The following is a 16405-nucleotide window of genomic DNA, read 5'->3' on the forward strand; positions in this document are numbered from 1 at the left end:
AGGGCCGAGCGCGCGGCCGCTCGAATTTTTGAGAAGCGCGGTGCGCTCTTTTAGTCGGTCGAATCGTCCGATTGTCGTTGAATATTGCGGTAAATGAGATCGTTGACATGCTCCAGCCAGCGGTCGCACACACGCATATTGCGCAGATGCTGGAGCGTATTGGCGACGTAATCCACATTGGCGCCGGAATCGCCGCGGGCGGATGCGACGATTGCCGCTGCATTCTCGGCTGAGATCGATCCGGCATATTGCAGGTGACGACGGTCGGCCACATAGGTGACCGCGTCGACATTGCGCCCGTCGTTGAGACGCAGGCGGAGATGCTTCTCGTGGTAAACCTGGTTCGACATTTCACGTTCGCGCAGATAGGTCATCACTTCATCGGTCATGTCGCCGGGCACGCGAAAAGCAATGCCGAGGCACGAACCACCGGCATCCAGACCTAGGACCAGACCGGGATGGTCTGGTGTTCCACGATGGACATGCGAATAGATGCACAGGCTGCGCCTGTAGCCGTAAAGACGGGCACGGACGGTTTCGACGTGTGCAAAGCCCGGCCGCCACATCAGCGACCCGTAGCCGAAAACCCAGAAATCATTCATTCGTCCGTCATCGAGGCGTGTGGTCATGAGGGTGTCCATAATGATTTAGTGAACGCTGATTTCCACTGGTAATCAACGGATATCCCTCGATTTTTCCGCTCTATCGCTTCACAAGGCACATTCCTGCCATAATATGGCCAACAGTCGGGAGGAGCAAACATAACGGGGTTGGAATAATCATTCTGAACCGGGAGCGAGGCTCTTCGAAACAACCGTCTGATTAATGTAAGGCTTTTGAAATGGCGCACACTCGAATGAACGCACCGAAAGCCAGAAAGCGTCCCATGGCGCTTATCGTCATACTGGTTGTCTTGATCGCCGGCTATACGGCGGGCTGGTTCTATATAGCAAACAGGCTTGAGGCGCGGGCCAAGGCTGACATGGCCAAGCTTGCTGCCCAAGGTGTCGGCGTGAAATGCGAAGACCTGCGCATGGGCGGTTATCCGCTACGCGTCAATGTCATTTGCGACAGCATTTCCTGGCAGCGCCCTTCCGAGGGCATGTCGTTCCGTGCCGGGCGTTTCACCTCGGGGTCTCCGGTCTATGCGCCACGTTCCCTGTCGAACGACTTGACCGGACCTGCCTTCATCGAGTTTCCAGGGCTGGAACCACTGGAAGTCAACTGGAGCAAGTTTAATTCCAGTACCCGGCTGGCCCGTCCGTTCCCGACCGAAATCGAGTTGGCGGCACGTGAGGTCGCGGTTGGTCTTCGCACCGAGACGACGACGACGGAACCGCTCAGCACTCTCGAGCAGATGGATTTCCGTATGGGCGCAGCGGATGGCACCTTGAAGATCAATGGTCGCTTTGCCGGATTGAAGCTTGCCAAGGCCGTGATTGGCAGTGCCACCAGTCCTGAAATCGACGGTGTGGCGGATATCGACGTGTCAGACGCTGCGACACTGCTTGCAAGGAGCGATGCTCCTTTCAATGAACGGCTGCGTGGGCATTCCGGCACCATCAATCAAGCTTTCTTGTCGATGCCGAATGGAGCCATGGTTTCTGTCACGGGACCGTTTTCGGTTGATCCTGACGGGCTGATCAATGCCGACGTCAAGCTTACGCTGGTCAATCCGCAATCGCTGGCACAGGCAGGACAAACGGTATTCCCCGAGCAGGGCGGCAATATCGCGACCGTTCTGTTTGCTCTCTCGGCCATGCCGAAAGACGAAAACGGCAATCCTGTGATGGAGATTGCCGTTCGCAAGGGCAAAGTCAGTGCCGGATTTATTCCGCTCGGGCGACTGCCTTCTCTTTAGGAGAGTAGGGGAATAAGGGAATAGGGGAGTAAGGCAGTATGCATGCTGCCCTATCGTTCCCTACTTCTTTTCGCTCGTGCGCGTCGCGGCCTGACGGCCGAAGTCCGGAGCGTCCACTTCCTGACCTGCATCAATGATGCCACGGCGGACAGCGCGTGTGCGCGTGAAAAGATCGAACAGTGCGTCACCGTCACCCCAGCGTATCGAGCGCTGCAGCGAGGCGAGGTCTTCCGAAAAGCGCCCGAGCATTTCGAGAATGGCATCCTTGTTGTGCAGGCAGACGTCGCGCCACATCGTCGGATCGGATGCGGCAAGGCGCGTGAAGTCGCGGAAACCGGAAGCGGAATATTTGATGACTTCCGATTTGGTCACCTGTTCCAGATCGCTTGCCGTGCCGACGATGTTGTAGGCGATGATGTGCGGCAGATGCGAGACGATGGCAAGTACCAGATCGTGGTGCTGCGGGTCCATGCGATCGAGCCGCGAGCCGCAGGCGAGCCAGAAGTCGCTCAGCTTTTCCAGTGCTGCTTCATCCGTATCGGGCAGGGGTGTCAGGATGCACCAGCGATTGGTGAAGAGCTCCGCGAAGCCGGCATCGGGGCCGGAATATTCAGTACCTGCCAATGGGTGGCCGGGAATGAAATGCACGTTGCCCGGCAGCTCCGGCTGCATCTGCGCGATCACGGAAGCCTTGGTGGAGCCGACATCGGTGACGATAGCGCCAGGCTTGAGGTTTGCCGCGATCTGGCTTGCCACTGTTCCAGAGGAGCCGACCGGAACAGACACGATGACCAGATCGGCGTTTTTGACGGCCTCAGTGCTGTCGGTTGTGTAGCTGTTACCGAGCCCCAGTTCTTCGGCGCGCTTCAGTGTTTCACTGCTGCGTGTGGCAATAGCGATGTGATCTGCGAGCTTTTCACGTCGAATGACGCGGGCCAGCGATGAACCGATAAGGCCGATGCCGATCAGGGCGATCTTGTTGAAATGGACCGTAGACATTGTTCTACTTCAAAAATTCGGTCAGGGCGGCGACTACGCCGCGATTGGCTTCTTCCGGTCCGACCGTCATGCGCAACGCATTGGGAAAACCGTAACCGCCGACACGACGCAGAATGTAGCCGCGTCTGGAAAGCCATTCGTCAGCCTTGTCCGCCGAATGCACGGCATCGTCCGGAAAATGGATCAGCAGGAAATTCGTGACCGAAGGCGTTACCCGAAGACCGAGCTTGGTGAACTCTTCGGTCAGCCAGCCAAGCCATTTGTCATTATAGGTGATCGACTTTTCAACATGGGCGCGGTCGCGTATGGCCGCGGCACCGGCGGCAATGGCGGCTGAATTCATGTTGAACGGTCCGCGAATGCGATTGACGGCATCAACCACGTGCAGCGGCGCATACATCCAGCCGATACGCAGGCCAGGCAGCCCGTGGATTTTCGAGAAGGTGCGCGTCATGACGACGTTCTCGTTGGATGAAACGAGCTCGAGGCCTGATTCATAGTCGTTGCGACGGACATATTCGGCATAAGCCGCATCGAGAACCAGAAGCACGTGCTTGGGCAGTCCGGCATGAAGGCGACGAACTTCCTCGAAAGGCAGATAGGTTCCGGTCGGGTTGGCTGGATTGGCGATGAAGACGATTTTCGTGCGCGGCGACAGGCCAGCCAGAATGGCGTCCACGTCGATACGCTCGTGCTTCTCCTTGACCGTTATCGGCGTCGCGCCTGCACCCAGCGTCTGGATCTTGTAAACGGCAAAACCATGTTCGGTGATGATGGCTTCGTCGCTTGGAGCAAGATAGGTCTGGCAGATCAGGCCGAGCAATTCGTCGGAGCCGTTGCCGCACAGGATATTGGCCATGTTGAGCCCCTGCGTTTCGGCAATCGCCTCGCGCAGCGCCAGCGCCTGTCCATCGGGATAAAGCTCCAGTTTTTCGCCTGCGTGTCGATAAGCTTCGACCGCATGCGGGCTTGGGCCTACCGGCGTTTCGTTGGAGGAGAGTTTATAGACCTTGGCAACGCCTTCCACGTGTTCCTTGCCGGGTACGTAGGCCGCGATGTCGAGCAGGCCTGCCTTGGGCTGGGGACGGGTAAGGTTCTGCGTATCGGTCATGATTTTGGCTCCGCCAAAAAGGTCAATGTTAATTGTACGATGGCGGCATATCCCGCCATTGCGTCCAAGTCGAGAAAAACCTTGTTCGATAGTACGTGCCGACCGCAGCAACTGTACGTTTTCGCGGGCCATGATGCGCAAATGCCCTAGCTTTTTCTCTCTGTCCGGCTGATCTGTGCCGGTGTTTTCCGCAATCCACCGACGGGTGTTCCTTGCGGTGCGAGAACCGGAACGAAGACGCGACGTGACGAGCGTTGAGCGACAGGCAATCCCTGATAGAGCCGTTTCTGCGCCTCGACTACCAGAACGCCTGAAAAGACCGGCCACAGCCGCCGCCCCATTCCTTCCAGTGCGAGACAAGGCCGCATCAACCATCGGCGTGTGGCGGGTGGAAAATGCAGGGCGTCGCTCACCGTGTTGACGGTGAAATTCGCCTCACGCAATAGGGTTGTTAGCTGCGTCCGGCTATAAGGCCGCCCGCTGCCGAAAGGTGTATGTTCAAAGCGGGCCCAAACGCCGCGGCGGTTTGGCACCACGATAACGAGCCGCCCATTGGGGGCGAGGACGCGCCACATCTCCTTCAGCGTTTCCGTCGGGTTTTCTGCATATTCCAGCGCATGGACCATAAGCACGCGATCAATCGAGGAATCGGGTAGCGGCAGTTCCTCATCGAAGACGAGAGCTGTGGCCGTTTTCTCAACCGAAGGCCAAGCAACGGCTCCCTGACCTGCCGGCATGAACGCGAATGTGCGCTCGGTATCGGCACTGAAACGGTCGAGATAGGGCAAGCTGTAGCCCATGCCGACAAGCCGCTCTCCCGGCACGTGCCCCCACAGCCCCGCAAGTGCCATGCGAATGGCACGCTCCGCGAGATGGCCCAGCGTGGTGTCGTAAAATGATCGCAGTTCAATGATGTCCGGATGCATGACAGTCACGCTATATGAAATCTCGACGCTGGGAAATGGAGAAGCCTGAGCATCTTCATCTGGTGGGGTGCAATTTCCTCAAACCATGCTATAGAGCGTGCCTTTCCGGCGCCTTTGATGCGCGCCAAGTCTGCGCGAAAGCGAACGATCAGGAGAAGCAGCAGATGCCCGAAGTCGGTGGCAAGACAATCGAAGTTCTCTTTAGTCCGGACGAGATTGCCGGTCGCAATCTCGATCTCGCCAAGGCCATTGCTGAACGCAAGTTCCACAATCTGCTGACGATTTCGATCCTGAAAGGTTCCTTCATTTTTGCGGCCGATCTCATTCGTGCGATGCATGATGCAGGCGTAGAGCCCGATGTCGAATTCATCACCGTGTCGAGCTACGGCAAGGGTACGACCAGTACGGAAGTTCGCCTGTTGCGCGATATAGATAGCGACGTGCACGACCGTGATGTGCTGCTGATCGACGATATTCTGGAATCCGGCAAGACGCTGAAGTTCGTTCGCGAACTCATGCTGGAACGCGGGGCGCGGAGCGTCAGCATTGCTGTTCTTCTCGACAAGAGCGTACGTCGCAAAGTCGATCTCGATGCTGATTTCGTGGCCTTCGAATGCCCGGACTATTTTGTTGTCGGTTATGGCATGGATGTCGGGCACGCCTTCCGCCAGTTGCCCTTCGTCGGCCGTGTGATGGAATAAGGCTGCTCGGTAGCGGCCTATCGGCTCAATCGAACTTCAACAGGCGCTGCAGATATTCCTTTTCCATCTGCGGCGTCAGTGCATTGCCAAGCTTGCGGCGGATTTCATCGAGAATTTCACGCGCGCGCTGAATATCGATTTCACCCGGAATCTTGACATCATCGTTGAGGCCGCTGTCCCCGGTGCCCTGCTGGCGCCCGAGCGGGTCCTTTCCGCGACTGCCATTCGCGCCATTCTGGCCCTGGCCTTGCTGGCCCATGGCCTGCTGCATTTTCTGCATCATGTCGCGTCCGCCGCGCCGCAACGCATCGAGCGCATTGCCCTGCTGGTCGCTCGCTTCCGCGCCTTCGCTGCGACCGAGCGCATCCGTGGCGTTGCCCATTGATTTTCCGGCGTCCGAAAAATCCTTGCCGGGTTCGATGCCCATGCCTTTCAGATCGTCCATCAGCTTTTGCAGATCGGACTGGAGATCCTTCTGTTTCTGCTGCAGCTTGCGCATGGCTTCCGCCATATCGGGCGGAATGTCACCTTTATCGTCCTGACCGTTCCCGCTTTGGCCGTTTTCGGCTTCCCCGCCCGGCTGCCCGCCGCCCATGGAGCCGTCATCGCCGGGGAACATGTTATCGCCGAATTCGCCTTCACCTTCATTGCCGCCGAACTGGCGCTGCATTTTCTGATCGAGATCGAAGGTCTCATTCATCGTTTGCTGCTGGCGTTGCATCAGCTCGCCAAGCTTGTTCATCTGCTGCTGCATCTGGCCCTGTTGGCCCTGTTGACCTTGTCCCTGGCCTTGCTGTCCCGGCTGCGCCTGTCCCATCTGCAGATTGTTCATTAGATTCTGCAATTGCGACAGCAATTCTTGCGCCTGATCGCGCGAGCCCTGGCGCGCCAGATTTTCAATCTGGTCCATCATGCGCTGGAGGTCTTTTTCCGTTAGCATCCGGGCATTAGGATCTGGCGCGGCGCGACGTGCATTCGGATTTTGCTGCTGGCGTTGGGCGAACTCCCGCAGAAAATCCTGCATCGCCTTGCGCAGTTCAGCCGACAGCTTTTCGATTTCCTCTTGTGAGGCGCCGCTCTGAAGAGCGTTTTTCAGCGCTTCTTGTGCCTGCCGCAGGCGCTTTTCGGCTGCGGACAGGTTTCCGTCCTCGATACCAAGTGCAACCTGCCACATATAGTCGACCGCGTCGCGCAGGGCGTCATCGCTGTTGGCGACCCCAAGACGCGTACGGATCGTGACCAGTCCCAGATAATGGGCCGCGTTCTTGATCGTTTCTTCGGGGCGCAGCATGATTGCCGACAGCATGTCGAGAACATGATCGCGCTGCGTGGCATCGAGCGCCAGAATACGGCGTTGTTCAGCGACGGCACGGGCAAGCGGATTGCCGAAAGGGCGCTCGGGCAAGGTGATGATCTTGGTTTCGCTGCGCCCCGTTTGTCCTGCCGCATCCGTGACGACGAGCGTAAGCGCAACTTTCTCGCCTGCCCATGGGTGTTCGGTCAGGTCCTTCGATGTCGTGGCATCCTTAACGCCGCGTCGCGGCAATGTAAGTGGCAGTTCCGGTGCATCGTAAAGCGGTGCGGCTTCCTCGTCCTCATCATTGTTGAGCGAAACGATCTGACCTTCGGCCTTCACCGGCGCATAGTCGTCATCAATTTGATAGGAAAGCTGCAATGTGCCGTTCAGCGCATGCCCCGGTTCCTTTGTGAAGCGGATCGTCGGCGAATTGTCTGGCGTGACGGCAAATTTCCAGCGAGCATCGGTGCCGGAAAGCGCCCCCGAAAGCGCCAATGTCTCGTCCTGCTGCAAATCGTAACGGAAATTCCGGCTTCCATCGACAACGGCCTGCTCTGCAGGCTCCTTTTGGTCTTCCTTTGCGCTTACCGGCTGCACGTCGCGGCGCTCGCCCTTCGCATCGGTCGCAGTCAGGCGTTCAGAACCGCCACCGATCACACGGACCGAGAGAATGCTGCCTTGCGGAACATTGATTGCGGCCTGTTCACTGTCATTCGTGGCGGTCAGGAAGACCGGAGCGCGACCGGTATAGCGCGGCGGCGTTACCCAGGCATCGATGCGGGCAACGGCGCTGCCGTCGCCCGGATGGATATGAAAGGCATCGGCAATACGACCGCTGTTGGGGCTGAGGCTATAGGCAAAGGCGGTCACGAAGAGCAGGGCGACCACTGCACGAATGCCAAGGGGGTCATGCTCGGGGACGCGTGTATGAGGCAAACCGGATTGCAGGTTCCTGAGCTGGTCTGCCATGCGGCGCTGGTGTTCCTGCCACAAGGCGATGGCGAAGGGATCATGTTCACCGGTCGCCATATGGCCTGTCTGCACTGCGAGCGGCTCGTGAACGAGACCGTTGATTGCCTCAATACGGTTCGTGATGTCACTTTCCGCCGGCGGTCGAAACCGGAACGGCAGGTAAAGCGCAATAAGACCTGCAAGGGTGAAGAGCGTCAGAACGGCGATATGCAGCCATCGCGGCATCATACCGAAAAGGCCGAACCAGCTTAGGCTGGCAAACAGGCCGATGAGAAGGATCAGCGGCAGAACGAGTGGCCAGAACCGCTCGAAACTGATCGAGAAAAAGGCGCGCAGACGCAAACGGCGCAGGCCAGCGCCTTCACCTGAAAACAGCCGTAGAAAAGCATCCCGCGCGCGACGCGGCAGGTTGTTCCTGTCGTTGCTTCTATCTGTCTGTCGGGCCGCCTTTGGGGCAGTCATAGGGTATAGTCTTTCACGTCAGCCGATTTCGGTTCGGCTGACAGGATAACATGCATCATGGCAAAGACGAGGCTTTGCCATGAGAATTATGGACCACGAGAATTATAACCACTCCGGCACGCAATCGAGCGCGAGCAGTTCTTCGTAGGTAAGGCGCGGGCGCACGACATGATAACGGTCGCCGTCGACCAGTACTTCGGGAATGAGCAGGCGGCTATTATAGGTACTGGACAGCACTGCACCATACGCGCCCGTTGTGCAGACGGCGATAAGGTCCCCCGAAGCAGGTTTTGCCACTTCCCGGTCGAGCCCGAGATAATCGCCGGTTTCGCAGACCGGGCCGACAAAATCGGCACGGATGCGCGGCGCATCATCCCTTGGCGCGACTACTGGCTTGATGTCGTGGAACGCATCGTAAAGCGTCGGGCGAATCAAGTCGTTCATCGCCGCATCCACGATGACGAAGTTCTTGGCGTCGCCTTCCTTGACGAAGATCACTTCCGTTACCAGAAGTCCGGCATTGCCGACGATCAGGCGGCCCGGCTCGAACACGGTCTTCAAGCCGAGCGGCTTGATGTGCTTGGCGACGATTTCCGCGTAGGCGACGGGTAGCGGCGGCGGCGTGTTGTCGGTGCGGTAAGGAATGCCGAGCCCGCCACCGACATCGACGTGGCGGATGTTGTGGCCATCGGCCTGCAGTTCCTTGACCAGTTGCGCCATCAGGGCAAAGGCATTGTCGAATGGCTCGAGGTCGATGATCTGGCTACCGATATGCATATCGATACCGACCACGTCGAGACCAGGCAGGCTTGCCGCGCGGGCATAAGCCTCGCGCGCCTTGACACGTGGAATGCCAAACTTGTTTTCGGATTTTCCGGTCGAAATCTTGGCATGCGTCTTGGCGTCCACATCGGGATTGATGCGCAGTGACACGGATGCGACCTTGCCCGCCTTGACGGCACGAGCGGATAGAATTTCCAGTTCCGGCTCGGATTCAACATTGAAGCAGTAGATGCCTGCTTCCAGCGCAAAATCCATTTCGTGCGGTGTCTTGCCGACGCCCGAAAAGACAATCTTGTTGGCTGGGATACCTGCAGCAAGCGCCCGGCGAATCTCGCCTTCCGAAACGGTGTCGGCACCGGCGCCAAGCTTAGCCAGCGTTTTCAGCACTGCGAGGTTGGAGTTGGCCTTCAGCGCATAGGTGATGAGTGTTTCCATGCCGGCGAAGGCTTCGCTGAACACTCGGAAATGGCGCTCGATGGTTGCGCGGGAATAAACGTAGAAAGGTGTGCCGACGGCCTGAGCGATTTCAGGCAGGCTGACATTTTCGGCGTGAAGAACGCCGTTGCGATATTCGAAATGGTTCACGGGACGGCCCTGCAGCAGAAACTTACAACAGCTTGTCGAGGATGATCGGCTTGTCTTCCTTCGGTTTCGGCTTGGTGTGGCCCTGTTCGTCCGTCACGACGGCGGATGGCGGCGGCTCCAACGGGCCCTTGCGACCGCAAGCAGCGAGCGTGGCCGCGAGCGCGGCGATCAGAAGCACAGAAGAAATGGCGGAGCGGCCTGTCATCAGCTTTGGTTCCTGAAACATATGATCTTGCGATAGGTCTAACCCATAATGCCAGAAAGTGGAATCATCAGTTGGAAAGATGATTCCACATGACATCATGTTGATTGGCCATCAGGCTTTTGCGATCCGCTTTTTCCAGTAACGGATCTGGCGGCGCACTTCCTGCGGGGCTGTACCACCGAAGGACTGACGGCTCTTCACTGATTTCTCGACCGTCAGATAGCCGAATATCGCATCCGTGATGCCCGGATGTATCGATTGCAGTTCCTCAAGTGAAAGCTTTGCCAGATCGACCTTGCGGCTTTCTGCCAGAGCGACGGCCCGACCGGTGACGTGATGGGCTTCACGGAAAGGCAGTCCCAGTTCGCGCACCAGCCAGTCGGCGAGATCGGTCGCCGTGGAGTAGCCGGAACCGGCCGCCTTCTTCATCGATGCCACATTGATGGTCAGGTCGCGCACCATGCCAGCCATGGCGGCGATCGCCAGTTCCAGATTTTCAGCGGTGTCGAAGACCTGTTCCTTGTCTTCCTGCATGTCCTTGGAATAGGCGAGCGGCAGACCCTTCATGATGGTCAGAAGGGCGACCAGCGAACCGTTGATGCGGCCCGTCTTGGCACGAACCAGCTCGGCGGCATCCGGGTTCTTCTTCTGCGGCATGATCGACGAGCCGGTGGAGAAGGCATCGGAAAGGCGCACGAAGTTGAACTGCGGCGTCGACCAGATGACGATTTCTTCGGCGAGGCGCGAGAGATGACCGGCGCAGATGGCTGCGAGCGACAGGAATTCCAGCGCATAATCACGGTCTGAAACGCTGTCGAGCGAATTGCGAGTCGGTTCGCGGAAACCAAGCGTCTTTGCCGTCATGTGGCGGTCGATCGGGAAGCCGGTGCCGGCAAGGGCTGCAGCACCCAAAGGCGATTCATCCATGCGTTCGATGGCATCGCGTACACGGGACAGATCGCGGCCGAACATTTCCACATAGGCCATGCAGTGATGACCGAAGGTGACAGGCTGCGCGGTCTGTAGATGCGTAAAGCCCGGCATCACGGTCGCGGCATGTTCTTCGGCGCGCTCCAGAAAGGCTTCGATCAGATTTTTCAGGGCAATCGCGGTCTTTTCCATCTCCTGCTTGACCCAGAGACGGAAATCGACGGCCACCTGGTCGTTGCGCGAACGGGCCGTGTGCAGGCGTCCGGCGGACGGTCCGATCAGATCGGCCAGCCTTGCCTCGATGTTCATGTGAATGTCTTCGAGCTTGCGGGAAAAGGTGAACTTGCCGTCCTCGATCTCCTTGAGGATGGCTTTCAGACCGTTCTCAATCTTCTCATGATCTTCTGCCGCAATGATGCCCGTCTTTGCAAGCATGGCTGCATGGGCGAGCGAGCCCTGAATATCCTGCGCATAGAGCTTGCGGTCAAAGCCGATCGATGCATTGATCTCTTCCATGATCGCATCGGGTCCTGAGGCAAAACGGCCGCCCCACATCTGATTGCTTGATTTTTGTTCGCTCATGCTCATATGCCCCGAGTGACGATTTGGCCGGATAATGGAAAGAAGTGACGCGACATGGCAGAAGACAGCGAAAAGGCGAAATCGGGAAATCGCAAGATCGTCCTTCTTGCAGCCCTTGCCGGTGTCATTGCCGGTATCGGGGCGGTATACGTGATGGAGCGCCCCTCTGGCAATGTGGTAGCCCAGAATGTTTCAGCCGAAAATGACGAATCGTCAGCCCAATGTGCCCTCAAGGCGGAATCTCTAAAGGCTCTCGACGCGGCTGCGACCGGTGGCGTGGCCGCGATGCGCGCCGCCGAAAAGCCGATTTCCGTCTCGCATATCGCCTTTACAGGCCCGGACGGCAAGCAGATGACGCTCGGCGATTTCAAGGGCAAGACGCTGCTGGTCAACCTCTGGGCCACATGGTGCGCGCCATGCCGCGAGGAAATGCCAGCCCTCGACAAGCTAGAGGCGGAGAAGGGCGGGGCCGATTTCGAGGTGGTTGCGATCAACATCGATACCGGCTCGGATGACAAGCCCAAGGGTTTCCTGAACGAAATCGGCATCAAGAATCTGACGCTGCATCGGGACGCTTCCATGTCGAGTTTCAATGAATTGAAGCGCAAGAATCTGGCGTTCGGCCTTCCAGTGACGCTGCTCGTCGACAAGGAAGGTTGCCAGATTGCAGCCATGAACGGTCCGGCGCCGTGGGATAGCCCGGAAGCCGTGAAACTCATCGAATCGGCACAGAATCTTTAACGCTCGACAAAATCAAGAATCAGTGGCTTGCTTTCCCTTCAAGAGAGGAAGTTACCCATGAGCCTTGAGGTCTGGCTTGCATTTTCCGCCGCGTCCATCGTGCTCCTGGTCATTCCGGGGCCGACCGTCCTGCTTGTCGTCTCATATGCCTTGGGACAAGGGTGGAAGGCGGCTTTCCCAATGGCGGTCGGTGTTGCACTTGGCGACTTCACGGCGATGACGCTTTCCATGCTCGGTGTGGGTGCGCTGCTGGCAGCGTCAGCAACCGTGTTCACCGCTGTCAAATGGGCCGGAGCGGCCTATCTGGTCTGGCTCGGCATAAAATTGTTTCGCGCTGGCGGGACACTTCATGCAAGCGCGCGGCACGACAAGGTGCATCCCGCAAGAATGCTGGTTCATGCTTGGCTGGTAACCGCGCTCAATCCAAAGAGCATTACCTTCTTCGTGGCGTTTTTGCCGCAATTCCTTAGCCCGCATCGCGATTTTCTGACCCAGATGCTGGTTTTCGAAAGCACCTTCCTCGTGCTCGCTTTCCTCAACGCCTTTGCCTATGCGCTTCTGGCGACCCGCGCACGCCGCTTCTTCTCAAGCGAACAGGCGTTGCGCATTTTCAATCGGGCTGGCGGGACATTGCTGATCGGCGCGGGTGTTGTCACCGCCTCAATGCGGTCAGCCTGAGACGAACCCGGCACGTTTCAGCCGGACGATGGCAAGTTCAAGCGCGGAGAGAAACGCTGAGCGGTCCTTCGGCGAAAAGGGTGCGGGACCACGAGTGACTTCGCCTGCGGAACGCAACGAATCCATCAGATTACGTGTCGCCAGCGTATTGCCGATAGTGCTTTGGGTGTGGATACGACCATTCGGTGCGATGACCGAGGCACCTTTTTCGAGCGAACGGCTGGCCAGGGGAATATCGGCGGTAACCACGATTGCACCCGGTCGCGAATTATCGGCAATCCAGTCATCGGCAGCATCGAGCTTATCCGATACGACAACGCGCTCCACGCGTTCTGCATCGCGCGGGATGGCAATGAAACTATTGGCCACCAGCACGACAGGCAGATTATGTCGTTCCGCCACGCGATAGATTTCGGCTTTTACCGGGCAGGCATCGGCATCGACGAGAATGCGGATTGTTTCAGGTTCATTGTTCATGCCGCTTCATAAAATGCGGACGCCTGTTTGGCAAATTCAACGCTGCGATCAGTTTTATGAGATAGGCGTTCGTTGCGAACCGGTATAAGGCGAGCCGCGAAAGTGAGAGTTCCGCCATGGCTGCCCGTTTCTTCCCCATCATGTTTGTCCTGCTTTGGGCCACCGGTTTCATCGGGGCGGGGCTTGCCATGCCTTATGCGGAACCATTCACCTTCATGGCGGTGCGTTTTTCCATCGCGGCGGTCATCATGACACTCTGGGCGCTGGCAAGCAAGGCGGTGTGGCCGAAGGGACCGGTACTGGTTCATGCGGCAATCGCCGGGTGTCTGATCCATGGCGCTTATCTCTCCGCTCTGTTCTGGGCCGTTCATCACGGCCTGCCAGCCGGCATGTCGGGCCTTGTCGCGGGCCTGCAACCCATGCTCACCACGCTCATCGCCGCCATGCTTCTCGGTGAGCGAGCAAGCGGACGCCAGTGGGCAGGATTGCTCATCGGCTTTCTCGGTGTTGCGATGGTTGTGTGGCCGAAGTTTTCGGCTGGTAGCGGCGTTGATCCGAAAAGCCTTGCAGCGGCGTTCTTTGCAGTTCTGGCCATCAGTACAGGCACGGTCTGGCAGAAACGTTTCGGAACAACCGGCGATCTGAAAACGGGCACGGCAGTTCAATATATCGCCGCCGCTGCGTTGACCGCTCTTTGCGCCTTTGCGTTCGAAACCCGGGTGATGATCTGGTCGCCGCAGCTCATTTTTGCGCTGGTCTGGCTGACGCTCGCCATTTCCATTGGGGCCATTCTGGCTCTGCTGGTGATGATTCGTGAGGGCGCCATGTCGAAAGTCGCGTCGCTGTTCTATCTCGTGCCGGGAACTGCGGCGATCATGGCCTATCTGATTTTCGACGAGACGCTCGGTCCGATCCAGATTTCCGGCATGGGTATCACCACGCTTGGCGTGGCCTTGACCACGATCAAGCGCTGATTATTCGACGAGCAAATCCGGCTGCTGCTCGCGTTTACGGAAATTCATGATCGCAGCGTTGATTTCTGCGCCGATGATGAAAATGGCCGACAGCATGTAGAGAAAGACGATCGCAACCATGATCGAGGCAAGACCTGCATAGGTCGTCACATAAGTGGCGAAGGTTTCCAGATATTTGGCAAAGGCCATCGCGGCGGCGAGCCACGCGAGAAGCGTGATCAATATGCCGGGCAGGATGTCACCGAGGCTGCGCCGTCCGGCTGGAAGCCAGATATGCACTGTGAACAGTGCCAGCACCAGAACGGCCACAGCCACGCTATAACGCCAAAAGGCGATGGTGCCGGTGAACGGCGCGATGTCGGGAAACCATTGTTCGGCGATGCGCACGGCAAGCGGCGCCAGTACCAGCAGGAAGCTGATCGCCATCAGGCTGAGGGTGCCGACCAGAACGAAGCCGAGGCTCTGAAGGCGGCAGAAAATGATCGAGCGCTGGTCGGTGACGCGATAGGCGCGGTTGAGCGCGATGCGTAGCGCCTCCACGCCGTTGGAGGCAAAATAGGCGGCGGCAATCACGCTCAACGTCAAAAGTCCGCTGCGTTGCACTGTCAGAACATTGGTCACTTCATTGGCGATGGGGGCTGCAATGTTCGATGGCCACATATCGAAAATGACGTGGACCGCCGTTTCGGCGAATTCCTTGGTGCCGAGAAAACTCGCAAGCGTCGTGGCGAAGATGAGAAATGGAAACAGTGCCATCAGGCCGGAAAGCGCAATATGACTGGCGAAAGCCCAACCATCGTCCGAACTGAAATGACCGATGACGTCGTAGGTGATCTGACGGAGAAAACGTTTGATTTTTCGCATCCGTAGATTTGTCCCCTAAAGCACTTTCGATGTTCGGTACGCGTTCAGCCTGTGTTTCAAGGCCTTAAATCTAGTATCGGTCTGCGGATTGCAAGAGCATGGGCCGTTTTAAACCGGAGCCGAATCAAGCAAGCTTGGCGAAATGGCAGCGGGAAGCAGACATATGACTCTGGCAAAAACCGGTCAGAACCGACAGCGTAGTATCATCATCACCGGCTGCTCCTCCGGTATCGGCGCCTATTGTGCCGAGGCGCTTCACAAACGTGGCTGGCGCGTCTTTGCGACCGCCCGCAAGGATGAGGATATTGCGACACTGAAGGCAAAGGGAATGGAAGCCCATTATCTTGACTACACGGAGTCGCAGTCGATCGCGGTCCTTGCCGATGAGGTTCTGCGCCAGACCGGTGGGACCCTCGACGCCCTGTTCAACAATGGTGCTTATGCTCAACCCGGCGCGATTGAGGACTTGCCGGTCGAAGCCTTGCGCCAGCAGTTCGAAGCCAATTTTTTCGGCTGGCATGATCTCACCCGACGCGTGATTCCGGTCATGCGTCAGCAAGGACATGGACGTATCGTCCATTGCTCGTCGATCCTCGGTCTCGTGCCGATGAAATGGCGCGGTGCCTATGTAGCGTCAAAATTTGCGCTCGAAGGACTGATGCTCGCCCAGCGCATGGAACTGGAAGGCTCCGGTATCGACGTGTCGCTGATCGAACCTGGCCCGATCGCTTCGCGTTTTACTTATAATGCCGCCAGCCATGCTAGAGCCAATATCGATATGGAAGCCTCGGTGCATCGCGAGCTCTATCAGCGCCAGATGGCAAAACTGACAAGCGGCGGGACAAAATCCAAGAACAAGCTTGGACCGGAAGCCGTCTATGCTGTACTGCTTCATGCATTGGAGGCGCCGCGTCCCCGTCCGCATTATGTGGTGACAAGACCGGCAAAACTTGGGTCATTGGCGCGGCGCCTGATGCCTGCACGCTGGCTCTACCGGATGCTGTCCGACCAGTCATGAGGTCAGGAACAGTGCGCATGGGAAGGAAATAAAATGGACGTTCTGTTCAAGGGCGCGGCAATGGTGGCCATGTTTGCTGTGGCTGTCGTTCTGATCATCGGTCTGCGCAACATGATGCGTGGCGGTGACGGCAATTTCTCAAACAAAATGATGCAGTTGCGTGTTCTCCTGCAATTCATTGCCATTGTTCTGATCGTCGGGGCTATCTATTTTGCCCGCCAGAAAACCGGCCAGTAAAT

General features: G+C 57.8%; 17 protein-coding genes. 7 read left to right on the top strand and 10 right to left on the bottom strand.

Annotation, left to right across the window (positions count from 1 at the left end; all coding sequences use genetic code 11):
* Positions 1-50: 50 nt before the first annotated feature.
* Entirely contained in the window at positions 51-629 is a 579-nt protein-coding gene (locus ACYSN1_RS08375; RefSeq protein ID WP_461725191.1) for a gamma-glutamylcyclotransferase, read from the bottom strand.
* A 227-nt stretch (positions 630-856) separates the two neighbouring features.
* Between ACYSN1_RS08375 and ACYSN1_RS08380 the strand changes: the two genes are divergently transcribed.
* Complete coding sequence (locus tag ACYSN1_RS08380; RefSeq protein ID WP_461725192.1) at positions 857-1861, top strand: DUF2125 domain-containing protein; 1005 nt, start codon at positions 857-859, stop codon at positions 1859-1861.
* A 60-nt stretch (positions 1862-1921) separates the two neighbouring features.
* Here ACYSN1_RS08380 and ACYSN1_RS08385 read toward each other — a convergent pair whose 3' ends face one another.
* The 3 genes from ACYSN1_RS08385 to ACYSN1_RS08395 all read right to left on the bottom strand — a co-directional run bounded on the left by ACYSN1_RS08385 (position 1922) and on the right by ACYSN1_RS08395 (position 4897).
* On the bottom strand, positions 1922-2860 hold the full coding sequence (locus tag ACYSN1_RS08385) for a prephenate/arogenate dehydrogenase family protein (RefSeq protein ID WP_461725193.1): 939 nt from the start codon (positions 2858-2860) through the stop codon (positions 1922-1924).
* Between the two features lie 4 nt (positions 2861-2864).
* On the bottom strand, positions 2865-3971 hold the full coding sequence (gene hisC / locus ACYSN1_RS08390) for a histidinol-phosphate transaminase (protein ID WP_461725194.1): 1107 nt from the start codon (positions 3969-3971) through the stop codon (positions 2865-2867).
* A gap of 146 nt (positions 3972-4117) precedes the next feature.
* Positions 4118-4897: a class I SAM-dependent methyltransferase gene (locus ACYSN1_RS08395; RefSeq protein WP_461725304.1), complete on the bottom strand. Its 780-nt coding sequence runs from the start codon at positions 4895-4897 to the stop codon at positions 4118-4120.
* A gap of 164 nt (positions 4898-5061) precedes the next feature.
* Here ACYSN1_RS08395 and hpt point away from each other — a divergent pair, with 164 nt between their 5' ends.
* Positions 5062-5598: a hypoxanthine phosphoribosyltransferase gene (hpt, locus tag ACYSN1_RS08400; RefSeq protein ID WP_461725195.1), complete on the top strand. Its 537-nt coding sequence runs from the start codon at positions 5062-5064 to the stop codon at positions 5596-5598.
* 25 nt (positions 5599-5623) lie between these two features.
* Here the strand turns inward: hpt and ACYSN1_RS08405 are convergent, their stop codons facing one another.
* From ACYSN1_RS08405 to argH, 4 genes are all read right to left on the bottom strand, one after another.
* Entirely contained in the window at positions 5624-8329 is a 2706-nt protein-coding gene (locus tag ACYSN1_RS08405) for a TIGR02302 family protein (protein ID WP_461725196.1), read from the bottom strand.
* A gap of 102 nt (positions 8330-8431) precedes the next feature.
* Positions 8432-9697, bottom strand: coding sequence for a diaminopimelate decarboxylase (gene lysA / locus ACYSN1_RS08410; RefSeq protein ID WP_461725197.1), 1266 nt, complete (start codon positions 9695-9697; stop codon positions 8432-8434).
* 22 nt (positions 9698-9719) lie between these two features.
* Complete coding sequence (lptM, locus tag ACYSN1_RS08415; RefSeq protein ID WP_006467922.1) at positions 9720-9902, bottom strand: LPS translocon maturation chaperone LptM; 183 nt, start codon at positions 9900-9902, stop codon at positions 9720-9722.
* Positions 9903-10013: 111 nt separating this feature from the next.
* A complete protein-coding gene (gene argH, locus ACYSN1_RS08420; protein ID WP_461725198.1) occupies positions 10014-11414 on the bottom strand; it encodes an argininosuccinate lyase in 1401 nt (466 codons plus the stop codon).
* A gap of 54 nt (positions 11415-11468) precedes the next feature.
* Here argH and tlpA point away from each other — a divergent pair, with 54 nt between their 5' ends.
* The gene (gene tlpA / locus ACYSN1_RS08425; RefSeq protein ID WP_461725199.1) at positions 11469-12155 is read left to right on the top strand and encodes a thiol:disulfide interchange protein TlpA; all 687 of its coding nucleotides are present in this window, start codon (positions 11469-11471) and stop codon (positions 12153-12155) included.
* A gap of 57 nt (positions 12156-12212) precedes the next feature.
* Positions 12213-12833: a LysE family translocator gene (locus ACYSN1_RS08430; RefSeq protein ID WP_461725200.1), complete on the top strand. Its 621-nt coding sequence runs from the start codon at positions 12213-12215 to the stop codon at positions 12831-12833.
* Here the strand turns inward: ACYSN1_RS08430 and ACYSN1_RS08435 are convergent.
* On the bottom strand, positions 12825-13310 hold the full coding sequence (locus ACYSN1_RS08435; RefSeq protein ID WP_461725201.1) for a YaiI/YqxD family protein: 486 nt from the start codon (positions 13308-13310) through the stop codon (positions 12825-12827). The two genes, ACYSN1_RS08430 and ACYSN1_RS08435, sit on opposite strands and share 9 nt — an antisense overlap.
* Before the next feature lie 116 nt (positions 13311-13426).
* On the opposite strand from ACYSN1_RS08435, the gene ACYSN1_RS08440 reads away from it, so the two are divergent.
* On the top strand, positions 13427-14284 hold the full coding sequence (locus ACYSN1_RS08440; protein ID WP_461725202.1) for a DMT family transporter: 858 nt from the start codon (positions 13427-13429) through the stop codon (positions 14282-14284).
* Here the strand turns inward: ACYSN1_RS08440 and ACYSN1_RS08445 are convergent, their stop codons facing one another.
* Positions 14285-15148 carry a YihY/virulence factor BrkB family protein gene (locus ACYSN1_RS08445; protein ID WP_140020397.1) on the bottom strand — a complete coding sequence of 288 codons (864 nt, stop codon included), beginning with the start codon at positions 15146-15148 and terminating at the stop codon, positions 14285-14287.
* A 163-nt stretch (positions 15149-15311) separates the two neighbouring features.
* Here ACYSN1_RS08445 and ACYSN1_RS08450 point away from each other — a divergent pair, with 163 nt between their 5' ends.
* Together ACYSN1_RS08450 and ACYSN1_RS08455 are read left to right on the top strand one after the other, a co-directional pair.
* A complete protein-coding gene (locus ACYSN1_RS08450) occupies positions 15312-16166 on the top strand; it encodes an SDR family oxidoreductase (RefSeq protein WP_461725203.1) in 855 nt (284 codons plus the stop codon).
* A gap of 33 nt (positions 16167-16199) precedes the next feature.
* Positions 16200-16403 carry a twin transmembrane helix small protein gene (locus tag ACYSN1_RS08455; RefSeq protein WP_140020395.1) on the top strand — a complete coding sequence of 68 codons (204 nt, stop codon included), beginning with the start codon at positions 16200-16202 and terminating at the stop codon, positions 16401-16403.
* Positions 16404-16405 lie beyond the last annotated feature (2 nt).

Source organism: Brucella sp. LJL56 (assembly GCF_054871705.1).